Consider the following 19,392-nt stretch of genomic DNA (forward strand, 5'->3'; position numbering starts at 1 on the left):
TCACCGAGGAGGTCGCCATCAGCGCCTAGCGACACGCCCGACGGAGGATTCGTTTCGTACACCACGCCTAGGGACTTGACCCGGCCATCAGCCAGGAACGCCTGCTGCGCTTCGTACAAGGTCTCGTTGTTCGGCCCGCTGTACTCCCACGGTCCGGTGCCTTCGTCCTCCCACCAGCAGACAGGGCAGAGGTGGTAGTCGCCCCGGGAGGGAAGCGTCTTGTAGCCGCAGCAGGGACACGGGTGCACCCGCACAGTCTGCAGCGCGGCGGCGCCGTGTCGCCTCTCGTAAGGCCGACGCGTCATCTCCAGGTACGGCGGTGCCACCACGAACTGGTGTCCCCGCGGCTCGTGCCCGGATAGGTCGCGCGTTCCCACCGGTCATCCAGGTGCCGGACAGAGGCGCTGGCTCGTCGGCCCTGCCTGCCGCCCCGTCGGATGATCGCCTCCAGCGCCTCGCGCGCCGCCAACCCTTCGGATCCGTTGCCGCACGGGCAGTCGTCAAAGTACGAGTCGGCTCCTGCCTCAGCCAGACGAATCGTTGATTCCCAGCAGGCCAGGTGGAACTCGATGGCACTGACGGAGCGCGGCCTGCGCGGCCGCTGCGGAATCACTGCGCGGGGACGGCTCCGTTTCCGGAAACGCCGTCGAGATGGTGAGCAGTCATCAAAGGCGCCGTGACGTGGCGCGGTCGGTGAGATGGAACGTACGAAGCGATCGTACGCGAGGAGCCTGCGCCGCGTCGCTGGCTCGGGGAGGCCCAGTAGGAGACGATGTCGGCGTGAGAGATCAGCTGGCACGCGACGAGCAGACGGTCACGATCGCGACCGCGGTCGCGCTCTTCACCGTCGTCCTGGTCGTGGGCGGAGTCGTCGCCCTGCTCGCGGCCTGGGTCGCCGATCCTTCCGCCCGCGTGGGTCGGGCGTTCGGCATCGCCACGCTGGCCGTCGCCTGCGGCATCAGCCTGCGCTACCTGGTGCGCCACCGACGTCCGTGACGCCCGCCGGCATTGCCGGCCACGGAGCCCACGTGACCTCGAAGAACTCACCGGGGCTGCTGGGCCAGGACGACACGGCGCCGCGCGTCGCGGACCGGTAGCCCTGCCCGTCGTCCAGGCGGAACTCGTCGAACCCACCGGTCACGACCGCCACCAGCTGCTCGGCGGCCTCGATGAACTCCGCCGAGTCGCCGTCGCAGGCGTCGCACAGGCAGTCGCTGACCCAGTCCCGCATGCACCGGCCGAAGGCGACGGTCACGACCACGCCGCCGCCGGGGTGGTCGCGGCGTTCGAGCCGGAGCGGTGAGGCGGCAGCGTCCGCGGGCGTGATCGTCGTCAGCAGGCCGTCTGCCTCGACGGTGCAGTCGTACGTCGTGGTCAGCTCGCCCGGGAGCCGGTCCAGCCATGCGACGAAGTCGCCGCAGACCGCAGCGAGGTCGCGCGTGACCCGGCTGTACGCGTCGTCCGGCGGCCCGCCGTTCTCCCAGTCCCAGTTGAAGGTCCCCACGAATCCACCACACCACACCGACCGCGCGCCCGTCGTACGGACGGGCAGGGGCTAGCCCAGACCAGCGCGGATCGCGAGGATCGCGGCCTGCACGCGGTCGCGGCTGCCGGTCTTCGCCAGCACGTTGCCGACGTGCGTCTTGACCGTGCTGACGGTGAGGTGGAGTCGTGCGGCGATCTCGGTGTTGTTCAGGCCCAGACCGATCATTTCGAGGACGTCGTGCTCACGGTCGGTGAGCTCGAGGCCGGCGATGCTCGCCTGCGGGCGGGAGGTCGATGTCTGGCGCACGCGCGCGAGGACGGCCCCGGTGATCTGGGGCGAGAGGATCGACCCGCCGGCGGCGACGGTCCGGACGGCTTCGACGAGCTCGCGGCCGCTGCAGCGCTTGAGCAGGAAGCCGCGCGCGCCGGCGGCGATGGCGTCCAGCACGTAGGCGTCGTCGTCGAAGGTGGTGACGACGATGACCGCCGGCGCGCTCGGCAGGCCGGCGAGCGAACGGGTCGCCTGCAGGCCGTCGAGCACGGGCATCCGGATGTCGACCAGCGCGACGTCGAGACGTGGATCGGCCCGTACGCCGTCGAGGAACGCCTGACCGTCGGCTGCCTGCAGCGCGACCTCGACGTCGGGCTGGGCCGAGAGGATCAGGCTGAACCCCTCGCGGACCATGTCCTGGTCGTCGACGACCGCAGCGCGGATCATGCCTCGCCCACCGGGAGGACGACGTCGACCATCGTCCCGCCGCCGGGGCGGCTGCTCATCTCGAAGGTGCCCTGCAGTGCGGCCACGCGTTCGGTGATGCCGACGAGGCCCGCACCGCGCTCGACGTACGCCGGCGGGCCGATGCCGTCGTCGCTCACCCGCAGCCGGACGTGGGCCGCGAGCCGGCGTACCTCGACCCAGGCGCTGGTCGCGCGGGCGTGCCGGGTGATGTTAGTGAGCGCCTCCTGGGCGACGCGGTAGACCGCGAGGGAGCCCACCTCGTCGAGGCCGTGGTCGGCGTCGATGGCGACGCTGACGGTGACGCCGTGCTGCCGCAGCGGCTCGGCCAGGATCTCGTCGATGTCACCGAGGCGGGGCGGCGCCGTCATGGTGATCGCGGCGTGCGGGTCGCGGAGGTGCACGACGAGCGCATCGAGCTCGCGAAGGGCCGCTCGGCCGGTCTCGGCGATGCGGTGCAGTGCCGACTCCGGGTCGGCGACCTGTCCGGCTTCCGCCTGCACGACCATCGCGGTCACGTGGTGCCCGACGACGTCGTGGAGCTCGCGGGCGAGGGCGGTCCGCTGCTCGAGCCACGTCGCCTGGGTGCGGAGCTCGTCGGTCTCGACCAGCAGCTCTGCGGTGAGGCCGGCGTTGCGCTCGTGCCAGCGCAGGAGGCTGGCGAACGCATACGCGCCGAGGCTCGCTGCGATGGCCGGGAACGGAGGTGCGCCACCAAGGCTCGGGCCGATGCCGCCCACGAGTCCCGCGATCAGACCGACCTTCGGCCGGGGTGCCGGGTCCTCCATCAACGACAGGAAGACAAGAGCAGCGACCGCCAGCGCGAGATAGACGGACTCGCCGGTGGTGAACAAAGCCAGCGCAGCGGCTCCGACCGCGAGGATGAGGGAGCGGCGCGTGGGATACAGGATCCCCGCGACGATCGCCGTCGGCGCGAGCAGCCAGGCCCATCCGAAGAACCAGAACTGGGGGTCGCTGAAGCCGTAGCCCAGACAGAGGGTGATCAGCATGATGGCCACGGCGTAGAGCGCCGGGCGCGGGATCGTCGCCGGAACATGCCAGCGGGGAAGTGTCACCCGGGCATTCTGCGCGACTGGGCGACTGCCCGTCCGCAGGCTGGCGGAAAGTTGGTACCCGGGTACCAGCCGCGCTCCGTCCCGGGGACTGAGTCGGGTCCGACGTCGGTGCCGTGGGCGGATCCGGTGGCTGCCCGACACGCGCCACGGTCGGTTCATGAGCACTCACGACACCCTCCCGTCGACGGCCCCGGCAGCGATCGCGCATCCCGGCCCCTTCCTCACCGTGCCGAACGCCGTGACTCTGGTGCGCACCCTGCTCGCCGTGGTTCTCGGGCTGGCCGCTCTCGCCCGGGCCGACGCCGGCCTGCTGCTCGCGGCGTACGCGGTCTACTGGGTGGGGGACATGGCCGACGGCTGGACATCGCGCCGGCTCGGCCAGGAGACGCGGGCGGGCGCGGTCTTCGACATCATCAGCGACCGCGCGTGCACCTCGGTCGCGGCCTGCGCGCTGGTGGTCATCGACCCCCGCGCGCTCGTGCCCGTCACCGCCTTCCTGTTGTCCTTCATGGTGCTCGACACGATGCTGTCGCTGGCGTTCCTCTGCTGGCCGGTGCTCAGCCCGAACCACTTCCACGTCGTCGACCCGACCGTCTGGCTGCTCAACTGGTCGCCTGCCGCGAAGGCAGCGAATACCGCGGGGGTGATCGGTACCCTCGCCCTCGGGCAGTACGTCGTCGCGCTGCTGTGCGTCGTCGCGATCGGAGCCGTGAAGATCTGGTCCCTTGCCCGTGTCATCGACCTCCTCGACCGGGGCCAGGAGTGAGCGCGCTGGTCGCCGTGCTCGGCGCGGTGGGCTTCGGGCTGGGCTCCGCGATGGTGCCGATCCTGAACGCCGAGGCGTACGCCGTCATCAGCGGCACGCGCGAACCGGTGGCGATCGCTGCCTGCGTCGCCCTCGCTCTCGCGCTCGGCCAGACGGCTGGCAAGCTCCTGCTCTTCGAGGCGGCGCGCCGGGGGAGCGCCCGGCTGAGCGCGATCACCCGGCGTGAGCGTCACCACCCGGGCACGTGGAGCGCGCGGGTGAAGGCAGTGCTCGACCGCCCGCGCAGTGGTGTGCCCCTGGTGCTGATGTCCTCCGCGCTGGGCCTGCCGCCACTGGCCGCCGTCGCACTGGCCGCCGGCTCCTCGCAGCAGCGGCGGGTCGTCTTCGGTGCCGTCTGCTTCGCCGGGCGGCTCGCCCGTTTCACTGCGGTGGCCGTTCCTGCGGCGTGGGTACTGGTCTGATCCGACGTCGCTCCGCTCGTTCACGCCGCAACGGCAGGCACGATCGGCGAAAGCGCGGATGGGTTGCGAAGCGGTCGCCTACAGTGCGAGCGTGGAGAACGAGGTGCGCCTGGGCAGTCCCGCTGGCTTCCTGCTTATTGCGATGATCCTGCTTGGCATCGCCGCGGAGCTCTTCCTGAACATCAACGAGGATCCGGGCACCTTCATCATCTTCACGCTGATCTTCGCGGCACCTGGAGTGTTCCTGCTGATCGCCGGCGCCGTCGCCCTGGGCATCGAGGCCGCGCGCCAGAGCTGACGCTGCACGCTCCGTGTCACAGTCCGCTGGTGACGCGGCTCGCTCGGGGCCACGTCCAGGCCCTGCGCACGATGACGGCCCGAAGCAGCAGCTCAATCCCGATCGAGATCCATCTCGAAGGTGCCCCTCACGAGCCCGGGACGTGGCAGCTGTGCGGCGTAGCGTGGTGCCCATGGCAACGGTGCGCATGGACAACGTCGCGATCGTGGTGGAGGACCTCGACGCGGCGATCGCCTTCTTCACCGAGCTCGGGCTGGCGCTCGACGGTCGGGCCGAGATCGAGGGCGCTTTCGCGGACGAGTGCACCGGGCTCGAGGGCGTGCGCAGCGAGATCGCGATGATGCGTACGCCGGACGGCAGCGGCCGCCTGGAGCTCACGGCGTACGACCGGCCGGCGTTGATCCGCAGCGAGCCGGCCGCGCCGAACACGCTCGGGTTCCACCGGGTGATGTTCGAGGTGGAGGACCTCGACGACACGCTGGACCGCCTCGGGCGGCTGGGTGGACAGCTCATGGGGACGGTCGCCAACTACGAGGACGTCTACCTGCTCTGCTACCTCCGCGGGCCGGGCGGCTTCGTCATTGGCCTGGCCCAGCGCGTCTGAGCTGTCAACGCGTCGGAGCCGTCAGGCTTCGCAGACGAACGTGACGGTCTGGATCGCCTGCTCGCGGAGGTTCGCGACCTGGTTGCGCGCCATCTCGGGGAAGTCCGCTCCGAGGAACGTGGCGAAGGTGACCGGGGGAGGCCCGGACTCGGCCAGGCGCGCGGCCATCGCCTCGAACCACGCGAGGCTGCCGGTCGAGGAGTCGCTCTGGGCGACGAGCGTGAACCCCGCGTCGGCGAGCAGCTCGACCATCTCGTCGGTGGAGGCCAGGAAGCTGGTCGCGTCGTCGCGCGCCCACGGCACGGGGTAGTGGACCGCGCCGCCGGGGCCGCGGAGGACGTCGTAGACGACGTACCGGCCGCCGGGCTTGAGGACGCGGTGCGCCTCGCGGTGGAGGGCCGCCTTGTCCTCGATGTTCATCGCGACGTGGACGGTGAGGGCGGCGTCGAAGTCACCGTCGGCGAAGGCCAGGTCCGTCGCGTCGCCGACGACGAACGTCGTGCGGTCGCTCAGTCCGGTCCACTCCGACATCGCCGTGGCGGCGTCGCAGAACGCCGGGGTGAGGTCCACGCCGGTGACGTGGGCGCCGGTCAGCTCGGCGATCGCGCGGGCCGGACCGCCCAGGCCGCTGCCGATGTCGAGCACGCGCGACCACGCGTCGACCTGCAGCGCTTCGGCGATCTCGATCGTCGCGGCACGACCGCGGATGTGGAACTCGTCGACGGGGGCCAGCGTGGTGGTCGCCATGCCCGCGCGCGCGATGCCCGCGGCGTCCAGGGCCGCGGCGATGGACGCAGTGAGATCGCGCGATCCGGAGTAGTGGTCCACGACAGCGTCGGCCATGAACCCACCCTAGATCCATCGCGACGATCTGGACATCGGTGTCGGGTCACCGCCGGCCTGGCGGAACCACCTCCGCCGCGCCGCCGTCTCAGCCAGCATGAGGCCCATGACGCCCGTGCGCGCGATCGCCGCCCTGCTGCTCGTGCTGGCCCTCGCAGCGTGCTCGGGCAACCAGCCGTCGGCCGGTCCGGCGCCCTCGACCGCGCCGCGGGCCCCGAGCCACGCTGCGGCTCCGTCCACACGTGAGAACGTCGCCGCGACACGGAAGTACGCCGGGTGGCTCCTCCACGCGGTGCCCATGCCGAGAGGGTCCCGCGAGCGGAAGCACTCACCGACGAACCGCTTCGAGGAGATGGGGACCGCCTACGGACCCTCGGACGAGGCTTTCCAGCACACGACCTGGTGGACCGTGCCGCTGCCGCCCGACGCCTTCCGTGACTGGGTCGACCGGCACGTGCCTCGTGGACTCAGCAACGAGGGCGACGCCCCCTCCAGCTCGGTCTCGGACGGTCTCGTGGAGCATGAGGTCGCGCTTGCCTCGCCCGGCAACCTGGCGAGGACGCGGGCGCTCCTCAACCTCGCCTTCACGGCGTACGCCGGCGGGGTCGCTGTCCGCGTCGACACCTTCGTCGGCGCCCGGTTCGGACGGACGGCGTTCGTGCCGGAGGACGCGACCTCGGTGACGGTCGAGCGACGCAACGTTCCGGCAGGGAAGCGGAAAGGCCGCGGTGTGGCCGTGCTCCTCGACCGACCGGCGGCAGTCGCGGGCCTCGTCGAGCTGGTCAACCGGCAGCCGGGGGCGATGACGGCGTCGTTCATCCACGGCTGCCTGCGGCCGCTCGCGCCGATGACCTACACGCTCACGTTCTCGACGAGCGACGGAGAGTGGACCGCCGTCTCGACCCGGAGGTGTGACCCGGTGCTCAGCCTGTTCCGTGACGGCAGGAGGGTGGGTCCGGCGCTCGATCCCCAGCCCGGCTTTACCACGACCCTCGACCGGGTCCTCAGGAACGCATCCGCTCCTGCAGTTCGGCATAGCTGACCGCGCCGTCGAGGAACCCGAGGCTGCCTCCGTCGAGGAGCTCGCGACCGGCGCGCTCCACGAACGACAGGGCCGCGCGGGCGATGCCGCCGCCGATGCTGACCCGCTGCACGCCCAGTTCGAACAGGGCCGCAGGCGAAAGGGTGTTGGCCAGGCCGGCCACGATGTTGACCGGTCCGGGGATCGCGGCGCAGAGCCGCTCGATGGTCTCCGCGTCGCGCACGGCGGGGACGAAGACGCAGTCCGCGCCGGCGTCGAGGTAGCGGACGCACCGCGCCACGGTCTCGTCGAAGACCTCGTCGGCGGAGCCGCCGAAGCCCGAGAAGTAGGTGTCGGTGCGGGCGTTGATCACGAACGTGCCGGCAGGGGCGGCTGCCCGGGCTGCCGCGATCCGCGCGGCGCCGTCGGCCGCCGGCAGGAGGTGGCCCGAGGAGAAGTCCTCGAGGTTCCCGCCGACCACGCCCAGGTCGACCGCGCGTCGCACGGTGTCGGCGACGCCGGCCGAGGTCGCGGCGTACCCGTCCTCGAGGTCGGCACTGACCGGCACCGCGACGGAGGCGACGATCCGGCCGACGTGCTCGAGCATCGTGTCGACGTCGAGGTCGCCGCCGTCGGGGAGGCCGAGCGACCAGGCGATGCCGGCGCTGGTGGTGGCAAGGGCCGGGAAGCCGACCTGCTCGAGCGTGCGGGCCGAGCCGGCGTCCCACGCGTTGGGGAGGACGAAGCCGGGACCCTCATGGAGGGCGAGGAACGCCGCTGCACCTGTCGCCACTTCCAAGGTATAGCCGGGAGGGGGCCTTGCGGCAAGGCCCCCTCGGTGCCCCACACTGCTCGCTCTGCCGCCATCGGGGCGCGGCGGGGAAGGCATGACGAGGGGGAGTGCATGGCTGACGTGACGATCGTGGGCGCCGGACCGACGGGCCTGATGCTGGCGGGAGAGCTGGCGCTGGCCGGGGTGGACGTCGCCGTCCTCGAACGGCGTACGACGACGGAGCTGGTGGGCTCGCGGGCCCGCGGCTTCCACGGGCGGACGGTGGAGCTCTTCGACCAGCGGGGGATCGCGGAGCGGTTCCTCGAGGCGGGCATGACGGCCCAGGTGCTGAGCTTCGCCAACCTGCCGCTCGACGTCGCCGCGCTGCCGAGCCGGCACGCCTACACGGTGGGCATCCCGCAGGCGGAGGTCGAGCGGATCCTGCTGGAGTGGATCACCGAGCTGGGTGTCGCGGTGACGCGCGGCGTGGAGGTCACCGGCTTCACGCAGGACGCCGACGGCGTGCGCCTGGAGACGAGCGCCGGGCCGCTCACCTCGGCGTACGTGGTCGGCACCGACGGCGGGCGCAGCGTCGTCCGCAAGGGCGCGGGCATCGACTTCGTCGGCGCCGAGCCGACGCGCAGCCACCTGATCGCGGAGGTGTCGATCACCGAGCCCGCCGAGACCGGCATGGGCATCGACGAGCTCGGCATCCACGCGATCAACGTCCAGCCGGACGGCACGAGCGCAGGCGTGGTCGTCACGGAGCTCGAGGTCGGCACCGACGAGCCGACCCTGGACGACCTCCGCGCTGCGATGCTCGGCGCGTGGGGCACCGACTTCGGGGTGCACGACCCGACGTCGCTGTCACGCTTCACCGACGCGACGCGGCAGGCGGTCGGCTACCGCGACGGCCGGGTGCTGATCGCCGGCGACGCGGCTCACACGCACCCGCCGGTCGCCGGCCAGGGCATCGGGCTCGGGGTCGGCGACGCCGTGAACCTCGGCTGGAAGCTCGCCCAGGTCGCGCGCGGGCAGTCACCCGCCGAGCTGCTCGACAGCTATCAGGCCGAGCGGCACCCCGTGACCGAGCGCATCCTCGACAACGTGATGACGCAGGCCTGGCTGCAGCGCAGCGACCGGCGGACGGACGCGGTGCGTCGCACGTTCGCGGAGCTGATGCGGGGCGACGAGGCACGCACCCGGATGGCCGGGCTGCTCTCCGGCCTGGACGCCGCCTACGACCTCGGCGAGGGGCACCCGCTGCTCGGGCGGAGGATGCCGGACCTCGACCTGGTCGTCGAGGGCCGCCCGGTGCGGGCCTACGAGCTCCTGCGTCCGGCCAGGCCGGTCCTGCTCGACCTCGGCGCGACGCCGGACCTGGCGCCGCGGGCGGGCGTCGAGCTCCACCACGCGGCGTACGACGGGGAGTGGGTGCTGCCGGTCGTCGGCGAGGTGAGCGCACCGACCGCGGTGCTGATCCGGCCGGACGGCCACGTGGCGTGGGTCGGTGAGGGCTCCGAGGACGGTCTCGGCGAGGCCGTCGCCACGTGGTTCGGAGGGGGAGTCCTCAGTTGAGGACGACGTCCCACATCCGCACGGCGGCGGCGAGCACCTTGCCCGGGACGTCGGGGTTGGCGAGGCCACCGAAGAAGAACGCGTTGCCGCGCAGGGGACCGCTGCCCTGCCAACCGAGCACGCGGGCCAGGTCGGTCGCGGGATGGTTCTCGTGCTGCGAGGCCTGCTCCAGGCAGGCCTGCCAGTCGACGCCGCGGAAGGCGCCGCCGATCAGCATGCCGCACTCGCGGTCCAGGAACGAGACCTCGACGAGGCCGTCCGTACGGACCATCAGTCCCTGAGTGGGCCGCGTATGTTGCGGGTCTGTGCTGGTGTCACTGCTTGTGCTCACGGGAGCCTCCATCCGGGCCCCACGTCGGTTGTAAAAGGGACTTCCCTCTAGACGGTACGCCCCCTTGCCCCACAAGGCACCCACGGCACGGCAACAACCCGGATCCTCCGGCTGCGGCGATCACGCCCGGGCCCGCTCAATCCGGGCTGGCAACCGGGTTGGCAACTGGGTTGGGCAGCGTGCCGGCGAAGATCAGCGACTCGGCCTGGTCGGCCAGGTCCACCATCTGCAAGGTGTTGCGCAGCTGGAGCCGGTTGAGGCACGAGTGGCGGAACTCCGGTCGCAGGAGGTCGTAGCGCTCCACCGCCTCCGCCAGCTCCGGGTGGTCCGCCGCGTGGTCGACGATGCAGCCGCGGACCTCCGCCCAGAACGCTGCCTCGGGCAGCACGCCGTCGAGGTCGAGGAGCGCGCCGAGGTGGCGCAGGAACCCGTCGAAGACGTCGGTGTGGATCGCCAGCGCCTTCACGTCGTCGGGCACGTCACACCGGACCCGCTCCACCTCGGGCGGGAGCTCCAGGGTCCCCATGACCGCCATCTCCTCGCCGATGTCCTTCATCAACATGCGCACCGGCGCCCCGTCGCGCAGCACCATGATCAGGTTCTCGCCGTGCGGCATGAAGACCAGGTCGTAGGCGAGCAGGCAGTGCACGAGCGGGCGCAGGTAGGCGTCGAGATAGGTCCTGACCCACGTGCGTGGCTCCAGGCCCGAGGCGCGCACCAGCTCCGCGGCGTACGACGTGCCCGCGGCGTCGCGGTGGAGGAGGGCCGCCATCGTGGCCGCCTGCTCGTTCGCCCCGAGCCGCGGGACGAGGCTCTCGCGCCACAGCGCGGCAACCATCTTCCTGTGCGCCGACGGCTCGGGCAGCGTGTGGAAGACATCGCCGGTCCAGCCGGCGGCGGCCAGCTCCCGCAGCACGCCGAAGCCCCGCTCCTTCAGCTCGACGTCGGCCTCGACGAGGTCGGCCACCCAGTCGTTGATCGCCGGCGTCGCCCGCATGTAGGCGGGGGAGAGGCCGCGCATGAACCCCATGTTCTGGATCGACAGCGCCGTCTTCACGTAGTGCCGCTCGGGGCGGCTGCTGTTGAAGTAGGTCCGGATGGACTGTTGCGGCCGGTAGGCGTCGTTGCCCTCGCCGACCAGCACGAGCGAACGCCGCGCGACGTCGGGGGCGAAGGTCACCGCGAGCTTGTGCCGCCACTGCCAGGGGTGGACGGGGAGGTAGCGGTAGTCGGCTGGGTCCAGCTGCTGGCTCCGCAGCACGTCGGCGAAGCGCGTCAGTGTCTCGGCGCCGAGCTCGTCGTCGTAGAGGCTCGCCTCGTGCGCCCCACGACCGACGGCGATGTGCGACTGGTCCTTCCGGACCGCCACCCACAGCAGCCGCAGGTCGTTGCTCGTCTCCGGAGCCCAGCGCGCGTGGTCCTCGACGTCGAACCCGATCCGCCCGTTGTTGGCGACGAACGCCGGGTGCCCCTCGCTCATCGCGCCCTCCACCGTCTGGTGGTCGGCCGCGACCAGGTCAGCCGCGCTCAGCGTCTGGTGCTCGAGCTTCCAGCAGGCGCTGGCCAGGGTCGCGGCCAGCTCCTCGAGGTACGTCGGCAGCAGCTGCGCCGGGATGCCGAGGTCGCGTGCGAACTCGGCCACGAACGCCTGCGCGTCGACGGGCGCCTCGGCCCCTCCGACCGTGCGGGTGATCGACGCCGGCTGCACGGCCCAGTGCTCGAGGGCGAAGCGCCGGGCCTCGAAGGTCCACCGCGAGGTCGGCCCCTCGAGGGAGTAGGTCGTGGCGCTCGCTCCCCGCGCCGGCGACAGCAGTCGCTCGTGGCTGAACTCGCCGATCGCCTTCGCGACCAGGTGCCGGCTGGCGCGCTCGAGGTTCTCCGGGCGCAGATGGCTGGCGGCGAAGGCCTCGCGCGTGCAGACCGAGAGCATGGCGGTCTTCTCGCCCAGCCCGACCTCGCGCAGCTCCACGAAGCCGGCGTCGGTGTTCTTCCGCCGGATCGGCAGGTTGCGCGCATCCGGCTCGACCACCACGCGGCGTACGGCGGGATCGGCGAAGCAGTGCCGCATCACCGCGCGGAAGGCGGCGGTGGTCAGGCCCGGCACCGGCTCGGCAGCAGGCGGCGCGACCAGCACGTGCATGCCGAGGTCACCCGGCGCGAGCTCGGGGAGGTGCGCGATCCCGGCGAGGTCGGATCGCAACGGGTCGTAGGTCTCGCAGAGGAACGCCGGCTCGCCGTCGACCCGGCCCAGCCAGGCGTCGTGGTGCGGGTGCGCGGCGATCTCGTCGTACGCCGCCCTCGTTTCCTCGGGCGTGCAGCCGAGCATCATCCAGTACGCCGAGCGCGGGTGCGTGACCCACGCATGGACGGTGGTGAGGTGCTCGTCGATGTGCAGCGGCTCGATCGTGATCCTCATCGGGCCGCCTCCGTCACGGTGTGCCCGCTCCGGAACCTGTCCGGCACGCCGAACTCCTGGAAGGCGATCCGCTTCTCCACCGGGTAGACCTCGCGGCCGAGGATGCTGTTGAGGATCACCGAGTTGCGGAAGGCGCCCATGCCGAGGTCGGGCGCGACGAAGCCATGGGTGTGCTCCTCGCCGTTCTGTACGAAGAGCTCACCCGGTGTCACCCCGACGTCGTACGTCGAGGACGCGGTGTAGCGCCCCCGGTCGTCGAGGCGGACCCGCTCCTTGATGCCGTCGAGGAAGGCGGGCAGGACGGGGCGGTAGCCGGTGGCGAGGACGACGGCGCCGGTGGTGACGGCGTACGCCTCGCCGGTCTCGGTGTGCCGGAACTGCAGGCGGTGGCCCGCGCCGGTCGAGGTCGTCGCCACCAGCTCGCTCGCCGTCAGCAGGGTGGTGTCCGGGCTGCCCTCGATCGAGCGGGTGTAGAGCAGCTCGTGGATCGCGGTGACGGTGTCGCTGCTGATGCCCTTGTAGAGCTGCTGGTGGTCCTCGAGCAGGCGGGCCCGCTGGTCCTCGGAGAGACCCTGGAAGTAGGCGGTGTACTCCGGCGAGGTCAGCTCGAGCGTGAGACGGGTGTACTCCATGGGGAAGAACCGCGGGCTCCGCGTCACCCAGGTCAGGTGGTAGCCGTGGTCGGGCTGCGCGGTCAGCAGGTCGAGGTAGACCTCGGCCGCCGACTGGCCGCTGCCGACGACCGTGATGCTCTCCTGCTGCACGAGCTCGTCGCGATGCGTGAGGTAGTCGGCGGCGTGGAGGGCGCTCGTCGGAGCCGTCGACACCAGCTGCCGCGCACATTCCGGGAGGTACGGCGGGGTGCCGGTGCCGAGGACCAGCCGCCTGCCGCTCACGACCTCGCCGGAGGCCGAGCGGACGACGTACACGCCGCCGTCGTACGTCACGGACGCGACGGCGAAGCCGAACCGGACCCGGCCTGCGGCCTCGAGCTGGCCAGCGACCCACTGGCAGTACTGGTTGTACTCGCGGCGGTGGGGGAGGAAGGCCTCGCGGATGTAGAAGGGGTAGAGCCGGCCGGTCTGCTTCAGCCAGTTCAGGAAGCTGTACCGCGACGTCGGGTCGGCGAGCGAGACGACGTCGGCCAGGAAGGGCACCTGGAGCGTCGCGTCCTCGAACATCAGCCCGGGATGCCAGTCGAAGCCGTCGTGGGCCTCGACGAAGACCGCATCCAGCTCGGTGACGGGAGCTGACAGGGCGGCGAGGCCGAGGTTGAACGGACCGAGTCCGATGCCGACGAGGTCATGCACGTGCGAGCCGCTCATCACGCCACCTCCGCCGCGACGCTGGTGAGCTCCCGGCCGAGCGCGCGGGCCGTGTCGACGACGTCGAGCAGCTCCTCGGCCGTCGCCTTCGGGTTGAGCAGGGTGAGCTTGAGGAACTGGCGCCCCTCGACCCTGGTGGCGGCCACGACCGCGCGGCCCGAGGACCACAGCGCGGCGCGGATCCGTCGGTTGACCTCACCCAGAGGCTCCTCGTCGAGGCCGGGCGCCGCGTAGCGGAAGACGACCGTCGACAGCTGCGAGGGCGCGACGGTCTCGATGTCGTCCATCAGGGCGAGCCGGTCGTGGACCTCGCGGGCGAGGTCGATGACGGCGTCGAAGTACGCACCGAGGCCGTCGGGCCCCATCACGCGCAGCGTCATCCAGAGCTTCACCGCGTCGAAGCGGCGGGTGGTCTGCAGGGACTTGTCGACCTGGTTGGGGTTCTCCGACTCCTGCGGGTTGAGGTAGTCGGCGTACCAGGAGGCGTGCTGCATCGTCGCGAGGTCACGCACGATCAGCGCGCTCGAGGAGACCGGCTGGAACCACGACTTGTGGAAGTCGATCGTCACCGAGTCGGAGCGCTCGATGCCGGCGAGGAGGTGCCGGTACCGCGGCGAGGCGAGCAGCCCTCCTCCGTACGCCGCGTCGACGTGGAACCACGCGTCGTAGGGGCGGCAGGCGTCGGCGATCTCGTCGAGCGGGTCGATGGCGCCGAAGTCGGTGGTGCCGGCGGTGGCGACGACGGCGGCCGGGACCAGGCCGTCGGCGACACAGTCGGCGAGCATCCGCTCGAGCGCGTCGACGTCCATGCGGCGGGCAGCGTCGGTCGGCACGGCGATCGCGGCGGCGTCGCCCAGGCCGAGCAGGCGCGCGGACTTGGCGATCGAGAAGTGGCTGTCGGCCGAGGTGAAGAACCGGAGCCGTTCCAGCGGTACGCCGCGGAGCTGGGCCTCGCCGCGCGCCAGGAGCAGCGCCTGGAGGTTCGATTGGCTGCCGCCGCTGGTGAAGACGCCGTCCCGCATGCCCTCCGGGTAGCCCGCACGGGCGGCCGTCCAGTCGATGAGGTGGCGCTCGATGAACGTGCCGCCGACCGACTGGTCGAAGGTGTCCATCGAGGTGTTGACCGCGGCCATGAGCAGCTCGGCCGCGAGCGCCGGGATGACGACGGGGCAGTTGAGGTGTGCGGCGTACGTCGTGTCGTGGAACCAGACCGCGTCGGCGAGCCACAGGTCCCGGACCTCGGTCAGCGCGGCAGTCACGTCGCCCAGCGGCGCGTCGAGGTCGACGCCGGTGACCGGAGCGGCCGCCGCGGCGGGGGAGAGGCCGGTGACCGGACCCTCGACCGTGGCGAGCTGGTCGAGGAGGAGCCGCAGCGCGTCGGTCACCGCAGAGGCGTAGCGGCCGGCGTTGTCGGGGTGGAAGAGCTGCGCGTACCCCGCGGACTCCGCGGCACGGGGGCGCGGCACCGACGGGGGCGGCGGGTCGAACGAGGGCGTGGTCATGGGGTCCTCCCGAGATACGAGTTAGGTAAGGCAGGCCTAAGTAAGGCTTACCTTACTCATGAGGACGTGGTGCTCTGCAACCCCGCCCTCTCCGACGTACGGGTCCTCTGCTGTGGCCGACGTCCGCGGCCGGCGTGAAACACTGAGCGCATGCGCAAGACCCCGTTCGACGCCGCCAGCTCCGACTCCGCCCTCAAGCGGGCGATCGAGCGCACCGGCTACTACCCCGAGGTGGTCTTCGACGGAGTCGCCACCGCGCTCGCCGGCGAGGAGATCGTGGACTTCCACGTCCACCACGAGCCGACGATCGAGCACGACGAGGTGCGCCGCCACATCACCGTGGTCGTCCTCACGCCGAGCCGGCTGATCCTCGCCCACACCGACGAGCACGGCGGCGACGACCTGCTGCCGCACCCCTACACGTCGACGTCGACCGAGGCGATCGCCCTGAGCTCGGTCAAGTCAGTCGTCGTCACGCGCATGGTCACCAACCCCGACCGCGGCGCCCAGCCGGCCGCCGAGGCCGTGCTGACCATCGGCTGGGGCGGCGTCGGCCGCATCGACCTCGAGCCCGCCGGCTGCAACGACCCCAACTGCGACGCCGACCACGGCTACACCGGCGTCCTCGCCTCCGACGACTTCTCGCTCCGCGTCTCGGCCGCTGCCGAGGGCCAGGCCGAGGTCGACCGGCTGCTCGCCTTCGCGGCCTCGCTCTCGGCCCACACGCAGGGATGACCCTCCCGGGCTTCGAGCTCCGCCTTCCCGCGTACGGCGAGCGCTCCATCGCCGACGTCGTCCCCGCGGTCGCTGCGGCGCTGGGCAAGAGGCTCGACGGCCCGGCGCCGGGGCTCGTCCTCCCGCCGGCGCCCGCCTACGTCGTGCTGCTCGTCGATGGCCTGGGCCAGCAGCTGCTCGAGCGCTACGCCCACGCCGCGCCGTTCCTGACGTCGCTGCGCGGCGGCTCCGGCACGGCCGGGGTGCCGTCGACGACCGCGACCTCGCTGACCTCGCTCGGCACCGGGCTGACGCCCGGACAGCACGGACTGGTCGGCTACACCGCGCGCGTGCCCGAGACCGGCGAGCTCCTCAACCACCTGCAGTGGGACCGCGACGTCGACCCGCTGGCGTACCAGCCGCACGAGACGGCGTTCGACCAGCTCTCCGCGCTCGGCATCTACGTCTCGGCGGTCAACAAGAAGCAGTTCGCCACCTCGGGCCTGACCCGCGCGGCGCACCGCGGGGCGGCGTACCGCGGCGCCGACACACCGGGCGACCGGCTCGCCCAGGCGCTCGAGGCGGCCGACGGCCCGTCGTTCACCTACGTCTACGACGGCGAGCTCGACAAGGTCGGCCACCAGTACGGCGTGGCCTCGGCCGAGTGGCTCGTCGAGCTCCAGCTGATCGACGAGTTCGCCGAGGACCTGCGCTCCGCGCTGCCTCGCTCCGTGCGCCTTCTCGTCGTCGCCGACCACGGGATGATCGACTCGCCTGCCGCTTCGCGCGTCGAGCTCGACCGGCTCTCGCACCTGCGCCGCGGCGTCGCGCTGGTCGGCGGAGAGGCGCGGTTCCGCCACCTCTACGTGAAGCCCGGCGCGCTCGACGACGTCCTCGCCGGCTGGCGCGAGGAGCTGGGAGACCGCGCCACCGTGCTCTCCCGCGACGAGGCGGTCGAGCGGGGCTGGTTCGGCTCGGTGGAGGCGCGGGTGGCCGGCCGCCTCGGTGACGTGATGGTCGCGTGCCACGACGACGTCGCCGTCTTCTCGACCCGCGACTTCCCGCGCGAGCAGCAGATGGTCGGCCTGCACGGCTCGCTCACCCGTGACGAGATGGAGATCCCCATCCTCGTCGGCTGACGGCTGACGGCGGCCACCGGTCATGACTTCGCACGTGCGACTCGGTGGCGCGCCCGGCGTGCGCTGCGCGTCGTAGCCTTCGCGCATGGTGAAGCGACCGGTCGAGGTGGATCTCTCCCTGCCCCAGGACGTGGCGGATGCGAAGGGGTGGCTCGAGGCCAACGGCTACCGGCTCACGGAGGCGGAGACCACGCTCGGCACCTGGGCGAGCCACCTCGTCTTCGAGGGTCCCTTCCGCGTGTACGTCGAGGTGGAGCGCGGCTACTGGAACCTCCACGCCGGGCGCAGCGCCGCGGACTCGCACCAGCTCCAGCTCCTGATGCCCGCGTGCCGTGGCGTCGCGTGGACCGATCTCTTCCCGGACTCCGGTCTCAACGGCGCGGGCGTGCAGCCGGAGGGATTTCGCTGGGCGGAGGAGCTGCCGCCCGTGCTCGCCTGGCTCGCCGAGACGGACGCCGCCACGGTTTCCGAGCAGGTTGGGCAAGTGAAGGCCGAGATGCTCGCTCAGCACGACCGCGAGTCGGCCGAGCGGCACCGACGGTGGAAGCGCCGCAACGGCCGCTGATCAGCCGAACGGCAGCGGGTCCGGAGCCAGCGAGACCGCCTTGGCGCGCGCAGCGGTGAGGCCGCGGCGGTGGTGCTGGCGGCAGAGCACCTCGTAGCCGACGCGCACGGCCGCGTCGATCGCCACGTCGCCGACGACCACCTGGTCGCCCTCGGTGACCATCGCGCCGTTCTCGGTGCGGGCGTTGTGGGTCGCCTTCTTGCCGCACCAGCAGAGCGCCTCGACCTGGAGCACCTCGGTGCGGTCGGCGAGCTCGACCAGCCGGGCGGATCCGGGGAAGAGCCGCGTGCGGAAGTCGGTGAGGATGCCGAAGCAGAAGACGTCGATCTGGAGCTCGTCGACGATCTTGGCGAGGTCCTCGACCTGCTTCGGCGTGTAGAACTGGGCCTCGTCGCAGATCAGGTAGTCGATCCGCGCGCCCGCGGTGAGCGAGTGCACGACGTGCTTCCAGAAGTCGAAGTCGGGGTTCACCTCGACGGCCTCGTGGGTCAGCCCGAGGCGCGAGGAGAGCACCGCCTCGCCGGCGCGGTCGTTGGTGGTGAAGATCAGCCCGACCCGCCCACGCGCCGCGTGGTTGTGGTTCGTCTGCAGGGCCAGGGTCGACTTCCCTGCGTCCATGGTCCCGGTCCGGAAGATCAGCTCAGCCACAAGGGCGAATCATGCCAGCCCGGCGGAGCCCCGAGGGCCACGCAAGCGCTTGCGGCGCTCGGGCAGACTGGCCGGCATGGACTTCAGGTACCTCGGCAACAGCGGTCTCAAGATCTCGGAGATCACCTACGGCAACTGGCTCACCCACGGCTCCCAGGTCGAGAACGACGTCGCCTCGCAGTGCGTACGCGCGGCGCTCGACGCCGGCATCACGTCGTTCGACACCGCGGACGTCTACGCCAACACGGCGGCCGAGACGGTCCTCGGCGAGGCACTGAAGGGCGAGCGGCGCGAGTCCCTCGAGATCTTCACGAAGGTCTACTGGCCCACCGGCCCGGGCGGGCCCAACGACTCCGGCCTCTCGCGCAAGCACATCATGGAGTCGGTCAACGGGTCGCTGAAGCGGCTGCAGACCGACTACGTCGACCTCTACCAGGCCCACCGCTACGACGTGGAGACGCCGCTCGAGGAGACGATGCAGGCCTTCGCCGACGTCGTCCGCCAGGGCAAGGCGCTCTACATCGGCGTCAGCGAGTGGACCGCCGACCAGCTCCGCGCGGGCCACGCGCTCGCGAAGGAGCTCGGCATCCAGCTGATCTCGAGCCAGCCGCAGTACTCCATGCTGTGGCGGGTCATCGAGGACGAGGTCGTCCCCGCGTCGCGTGAGCTCGGGGTCTCGCAGATCGTCTGGTCACCGATCGCGCAGGGCGTCCTGAGCGGCAAGTACCTCCCCGGCACGCCGCCGCCGGCCGGCTCCCGCGCCACCGACGAGAAGGGCGGCGCCGGCATGATCGAGCGCTGGATGAAGGACGACGTCCTCACCGCCGTCCAGGGCCTCGTGCCGATCGCGGAGTCGGTCGACCTGACGCCTGCCCAGCTCGCCGTCGCGTGGGTCCTGCAGAACGACAACGTCGCCTCCGCGATCGTCGGTGCCTCGCGGCCCGAGCAGGTCAAGGAGAACGTCAGGGCCGCCGGCGTGAAGCTGGAGCCCGCGGTCATGGAGAAGATCGACGCCACGCTCGGCGCGGTCGTCACCCGCGATCCCGCGAAGACCGCCGAGGGCACCCCGAAGAAGCGCCCCACCTGAGCCGCTTGGTTCGCTGACGGATCGG

At 71.6% G+C, this 19,392-nt stretch carries 22 protein-coding genes; 11 read left to right on the forward strand and 11 right to left on the reverse strand.

Annotated features, from left to right (window positions below; all coding sequences use genetic code 11):
• The coding region (locus IEX47_RS12115) for a CPCC family cysteine-rich protein (protein WP_229662834.1) at positions 1 to 377 on the reverse strand (377 nt) is incomplete at its 3' end.
• Between the two features lie 403 nt (positions 378 to 780).
• Between IEX47_RS12115 and IEX47_RS12120 the strand changes: the two genes are divergently transcribed.
• On the forward strand, positions 781 to 996 hold the full coding sequence (locus IEX47_RS12120; protein WP_188784271.1) for a hypothetical protein: 216 nt from the start codon (positions 781 to 783) through the stop codon (positions 994 to 996).
• Here the strand turns inward: IEX47_RS12120 and IEX47_RS12125 are convergent.
• The 3 genes from IEX47_RS12125 to IEX47_RS12135 are packed head-to-tail and all read right to left on the reverse strand — an operon-like array spanning position 959 to position 3,297.
• Positions 959 to 1,504: a DUF6226 family protein gene (locus IEX47_RS12125; RefSeq protein ID WP_188784272.1), complete on the reverse strand. Its 546-nt coding sequence runs from the start codon at positions 1,502 to 1,504 to the stop codon at positions 959 to 961. The genes IEX47_RS12120 and IEX47_RS12125 overlap by 38 nt on opposite strands.
• A 51-nt stretch (positions 1,505 to 1,555) precedes the next feature.
• The gene (locus tag IEX47_RS12130; protein ID WP_188784273.1) at positions 1,556 to 2,203 is read right to left on the reverse strand and encodes a response regulator transcription factor; all 648 of its coding nucleotides are present in this window, start codon (positions 2,201 to 2,203) and stop codon (positions 1,556 to 1,558) included.
• Positions 2,200 to 3,297 (reverse strand): sensor histidine kinase, encoded by a 1,098-nt coding sequence (locus IEX47_RS12135; protein WP_188784274.1) that lies wholly within the window; start codon positions 3,295 to 3,297, stop codon positions 2,200 to 2,202. The genes IEX47_RS12130 and IEX47_RS12135 overlap by 4 nt, the downstream gene beginning before the upstream one ends.
• A 157-nt stretch (positions 3,298 to 3,454) precedes the next feature.
• Between IEX47_RS12135 and IEX47_RS12140 the strand changes: the two genes are divergently transcribed.
• The 4 genes from IEX47_RS12140 (at position 3,455) to IEX47_RS12155 (ending at position 5,426) form a co-directional block, all read left to right on the forward strand.
• Positions 3,455 to 4,063: a CDP-alcohol phosphatidyltransferase family protein gene (locus IEX47_RS12140; RefSeq protein ID WP_188784275.1), complete on the forward strand. Its 609-nt coding sequence runs from the start codon at positions 3,455 to 3,457 to the stop codon at positions 4,061 to 4,063.
• Positions 4,060 to 4,524 carry a hypothetical protein gene (locus tag IEX47_RS12145; RefSeq protein WP_188784276.1) on the forward strand — a complete coding sequence of 155 codons (465 nt, stop codon included), beginning with the start codon at positions 4,060 to 4,062 and terminating at the stop codon, positions 4,522 to 4,524. The genes IEX47_RS12140 and IEX47_RS12145 overlap by 4 nt, the downstream gene beginning before the upstream one ends.
• A gap of 91 nt (positions 4,525 to 4,615) precedes the next feature.
• Positions 4,616 to 4,822, forward strand: coding sequence for a hypothetical protein (locus IEX47_RS12150; RefSeq protein WP_188784277.1), 207 nt, complete (start codon positions 4,616 to 4,618; stop codon positions 4,820 to 4,822).
• Between the two features lie 172 nt (positions 4,823 to 4,994).
• On the forward strand, positions 4,995 to 5,426 hold the full coding sequence (locus IEX47_RS12155) for a VOC family protein (protein ID WP_188784278.1): 432 nt from the start codon (positions 4,995 to 4,997) through the stop codon (positions 5,424 to 5,426).
• Positions 5,427 to 5,447: 21 nt separating this feature from the next.
• On the opposite strand, the gene IEX47_RS12160 is transcribed toward IEX47_RS12155, so the two are convergent.
• Positions 5,448 to 6,269, reverse strand: a complete 822-nt coding sequence (locus IEX47_RS12160) for a class I SAM-dependent methyltransferase (RefSeq protein WP_188784279.1) — start codon at positions 6,267 to 6,269, stop codon at positions 5,448 to 5,450.
• Between the two features lie 106 nt (positions 6,270 to 6,375).
• Between IEX47_RS12160 and IEX47_RS12165 the strand changes: the two genes are divergently transcribed.
• The gene (locus tag IEX47_RS12165; protein ID WP_188784280.1) at positions 6,376 to 7,311 is read left to right on the forward strand and encodes a hypothetical protein; all 936 of its coding nucleotides are present in this window, start codon (positions 6,376 to 6,378) and stop codon (positions 7,309 to 7,311) included.
• Here IEX47_RS12165 and IEX47_RS12170 read toward each other — a convergent pair.
• Positions 7,274 to 8,083: an isocitrate lyase/PEP mutase family protein gene (locus IEX47_RS12170; RefSeq protein ID WP_229662835.1), complete on the reverse strand. Its 810-nt coding sequence runs from the start codon at positions 8,081 to 8,083 to the stop codon at positions 7,274 to 7,276. The genes IEX47_RS12165 and IEX47_RS12170 overlap by 38 nt on opposite strands.
• A gap of 111 nt (positions 8,084 to 8,194) precedes the next feature.
• Here IEX47_RS12170 and IEX47_RS12175 point away from each other — a divergent pair, with 111 nt between their 5' ends.
• Positions 8,195 to 9,640 (forward strand): FAD-dependent monooxygenase, encoded by a 1,446-nt coding sequence (locus tag IEX47_RS12175; protein ID WP_188784282.1) that lies wholly within the window; start codon positions 8,195 to 8,197, stop codon positions 9,638 to 9,640.
• Here the strand turns inward: IEX47_RS12175 and IEX47_RS12180 are convergent.
• From IEX47_RS12180 to IEX47_RS12195, 4 genes are all read right to left on the reverse strand, one after another.
• Complete coding sequence (locus IEX47_RS12180) at positions 9,633 to 9,911, reverse strand: hypothetical protein (RefSeq protein ID WP_188784283.1); 279 nt, start codon at positions 9,909 to 9,911, stop codon at positions 9,633 to 9,635. The genes IEX47_RS12175 and IEX47_RS12180 overlap by 8 nt on opposite strands.
• A 196-nt stretch (positions 9,912 to 10,107) precedes the next feature.
• On the reverse strand, positions 10,108 to 12,387 hold the full coding sequence (locus IEX47_RS12185; protein WP_188784284.1) for a GNAT family N-acetyltransferase: 2,280 nt from the start codon (positions 12,385 to 12,387) through the stop codon (positions 10,108 to 10,110).
• Positions 12,384 to 13,712 carry a lysine N(6)-hydroxylase/L-ornithine N(5)-oxygenase family protein gene (locus IEX47_RS12190; RefSeq protein ID WP_188784285.1) on the reverse strand — a complete coding sequence of 443 codons (1,329 nt, stop codon included), beginning with the start codon at positions 13,710 to 13,712 and terminating at the stop codon, positions 12,384 to 12,386. The genes IEX47_RS12185 and IEX47_RS12190 overlap by 4 nt, the downstream gene beginning before the upstream one ends.
• On the reverse strand, positions 13,712 to 15,214 hold the full coding sequence (locus tag IEX47_RS12195; RefSeq protein ID WP_188784286.1) for a pyridoxal phosphate-dependent decarboxylase family protein: 1,503 nt from the start codon (positions 15,212 to 15,214) through the stop codon (positions 13,712 to 13,714). The genes IEX47_RS12190 and IEX47_RS12195 overlap by 1 nt, the downstream gene beginning before the upstream one ends.
• Before the next feature lie 150 nt (positions 15,215 to 15,364).
• On the opposite strand from IEX47_RS12195, the gene IEX47_RS12200 reads away from it, so the two are divergent.
• The 3 genes from IEX47_RS12200 to IEX47_RS12210 all read left to right on the forward strand — a co-directional run bounded on the left by IEX47_RS12200 (position 15,365) and on the right by IEX47_RS12210 (position 17,632).
• Complete coding sequence (locus IEX47_RS12200) at positions 15,365 to 15,949, forward strand: DUF5998 family protein (RefSeq protein WP_188784287.1); 585 nt, start codon at positions 15,365 to 15,367, stop codon at positions 15,947 to 15,949.
• Positions 15,946 to 17,067 carry an alkaline phosphatase family protein gene (locus IEX47_RS12205; RefSeq protein ID WP_188784288.1) on the forward strand — a complete coding sequence of 374 codons (1,122 nt, stop codon included), beginning with the start codon at positions 15,946 to 15,948 and terminating at the stop codon, positions 17,065 to 17,067. The genes IEX47_RS12200 and IEX47_RS12205 overlap by 4 nt, the downstream gene beginning before the upstream one ends.
• A gap of 85 nt (positions 17,068 to 17,152) precedes the next feature.
• Complete coding sequence (locus IEX47_RS12210; RefSeq protein WP_188784289.1) at positions 17,153 to 17,632, forward strand: hypothetical protein; 480 nt, start codon at positions 17,153 to 17,155, stop codon at positions 17,630 to 17,632.
• On the opposite strand, the gene IEX47_RS12215 is transcribed toward IEX47_RS12210, so the two are convergent.
• On the reverse strand, positions 17,633 to 18,280 hold the full coding sequence (locus IEX47_RS12215; protein WP_188784290.1) for a thymidine kinase: 648 nt from the start codon (positions 18,278 to 18,280) through the stop codon (positions 17,633 to 17,635).
• A 76-nt stretch (positions 18,281 to 18,356) separates the two neighbouring features.
• On the opposite strand from IEX47_RS12215, the gene IEX47_RS12220 reads away from it, so the two are divergent.
• Entirely contained in the window at positions 18,357 to 19,367 is a 1,011-nt protein-coding gene (locus IEX47_RS12220) for an aldo/keto reductase family protein (protein WP_188784291.1), read from the forward strand.
• Positions 19,368 to 19,392 lie beyond the last annotated feature (25 nt).

The sequence above is a fragment of the Nocardioides phosphati genome (genome assembly GCF_014646375.1).
Taxonomy (GTDB): Bacteria; Actinomycetota; Actinomycetes; order Propionibacteriales; family Nocardioidaceae; genus Nocardioides; species Nocardioides phosphati.

Coding starts and splice junctions, on each gene's coding strand:
- IEX47_RS12130 (WP_188784273.1), bottom strand. CDS start 2,203: ATGATCCGCGCTGCGGTCGTCGACGACCAGGACATGGTCCGCGAGGGG.
- IEX47_RS12140 (WP_188784275.1), top strand. CDS start 3,455: ATGAGCACTCACGACACCCTCCCGTCGACGGCCCCGGCAGCGATCGCG.
- IEX47_RS12155 (WP_188784278.1), top strand. CDS start 4,995: ATGGCAACGGTGCGCATGGACAACGTCGCGATCGTGGTGGAGGACCTC.
- IEX47_RS12160 (WP_188784279.1), bottom strand. CDS start 6,269: ATGGCCGACGCTGTCGTGGACCACTACTCCGGATCGCGCGATCTCACT.
- IEX47_RS12165 (WP_188784280.1), top strand. CDS start 6,376: ATGACGCCCGTGCGCGCGATCGCCGCCCTGCTGCTCGTGCTGGCCCTC.
- IEX47_RS12175 (WP_188784282.1), top strand. CDS start 8,195: ATGGCTGACGTGACGATCGTGGGCGCCGGACCGACGGGCCTGATGCTG.
- IEX47_RS12180 (WP_188784283.1), bottom strand. CDS start 9,911: ATGGTCCGTACGGACGGCCTCGTCGAGGTCTCGTTCCTGGACCGCGAG.
- IEX47_RS12185 (WP_188784284.1), bottom strand. CDS start 12,387: ATGAGGATCACGATCGAGCCGCTGCACATCGACGAGCACCTCACCACC.
- IEX47_RS12190 (WP_188784285.1), bottom strand. CDS start 13,712: ATGAGCGGCTCGCACGTGCATGACCTCGTCGGCATCGGACTCGGTCCG.
- IEX47_RS12195 (WP_188784286.1), bottom strand. CDS start 15,214: ATGACCACGCCCTCGTTCGACCCGCCGCCCCCGTCGGTGCCGCGCCCC.
- IEX47_RS12200 (WP_188784287.1), top strand. CDS start 15,365: ATGCGCAAGACCCCGTTCGACGCCGCCAGCTCCGACTCCGCCCTCAAG.
- IEX47_RS12205 (WP_188784288.1), top strand. CDS start 15,946: ATGACCCTCCCGGGCTTCGAGCTCCGCCTTCCCGCGTACGGCGAGCGC.
- IEX47_RS12210 (WP_188784289.1), top strand. CDS start 17,153: ATGGTGAAGCGACCGGTCGAGGTGGATCTCTCCCTGCCCCAGGACGTG.
- IEX47_RS12220 (WP_188784291.1), top strand. CDS start 18,357: ATGGACTTCAGGTACCTCGGCAACAGCGGTCTCAAGATCTCGGAGATC.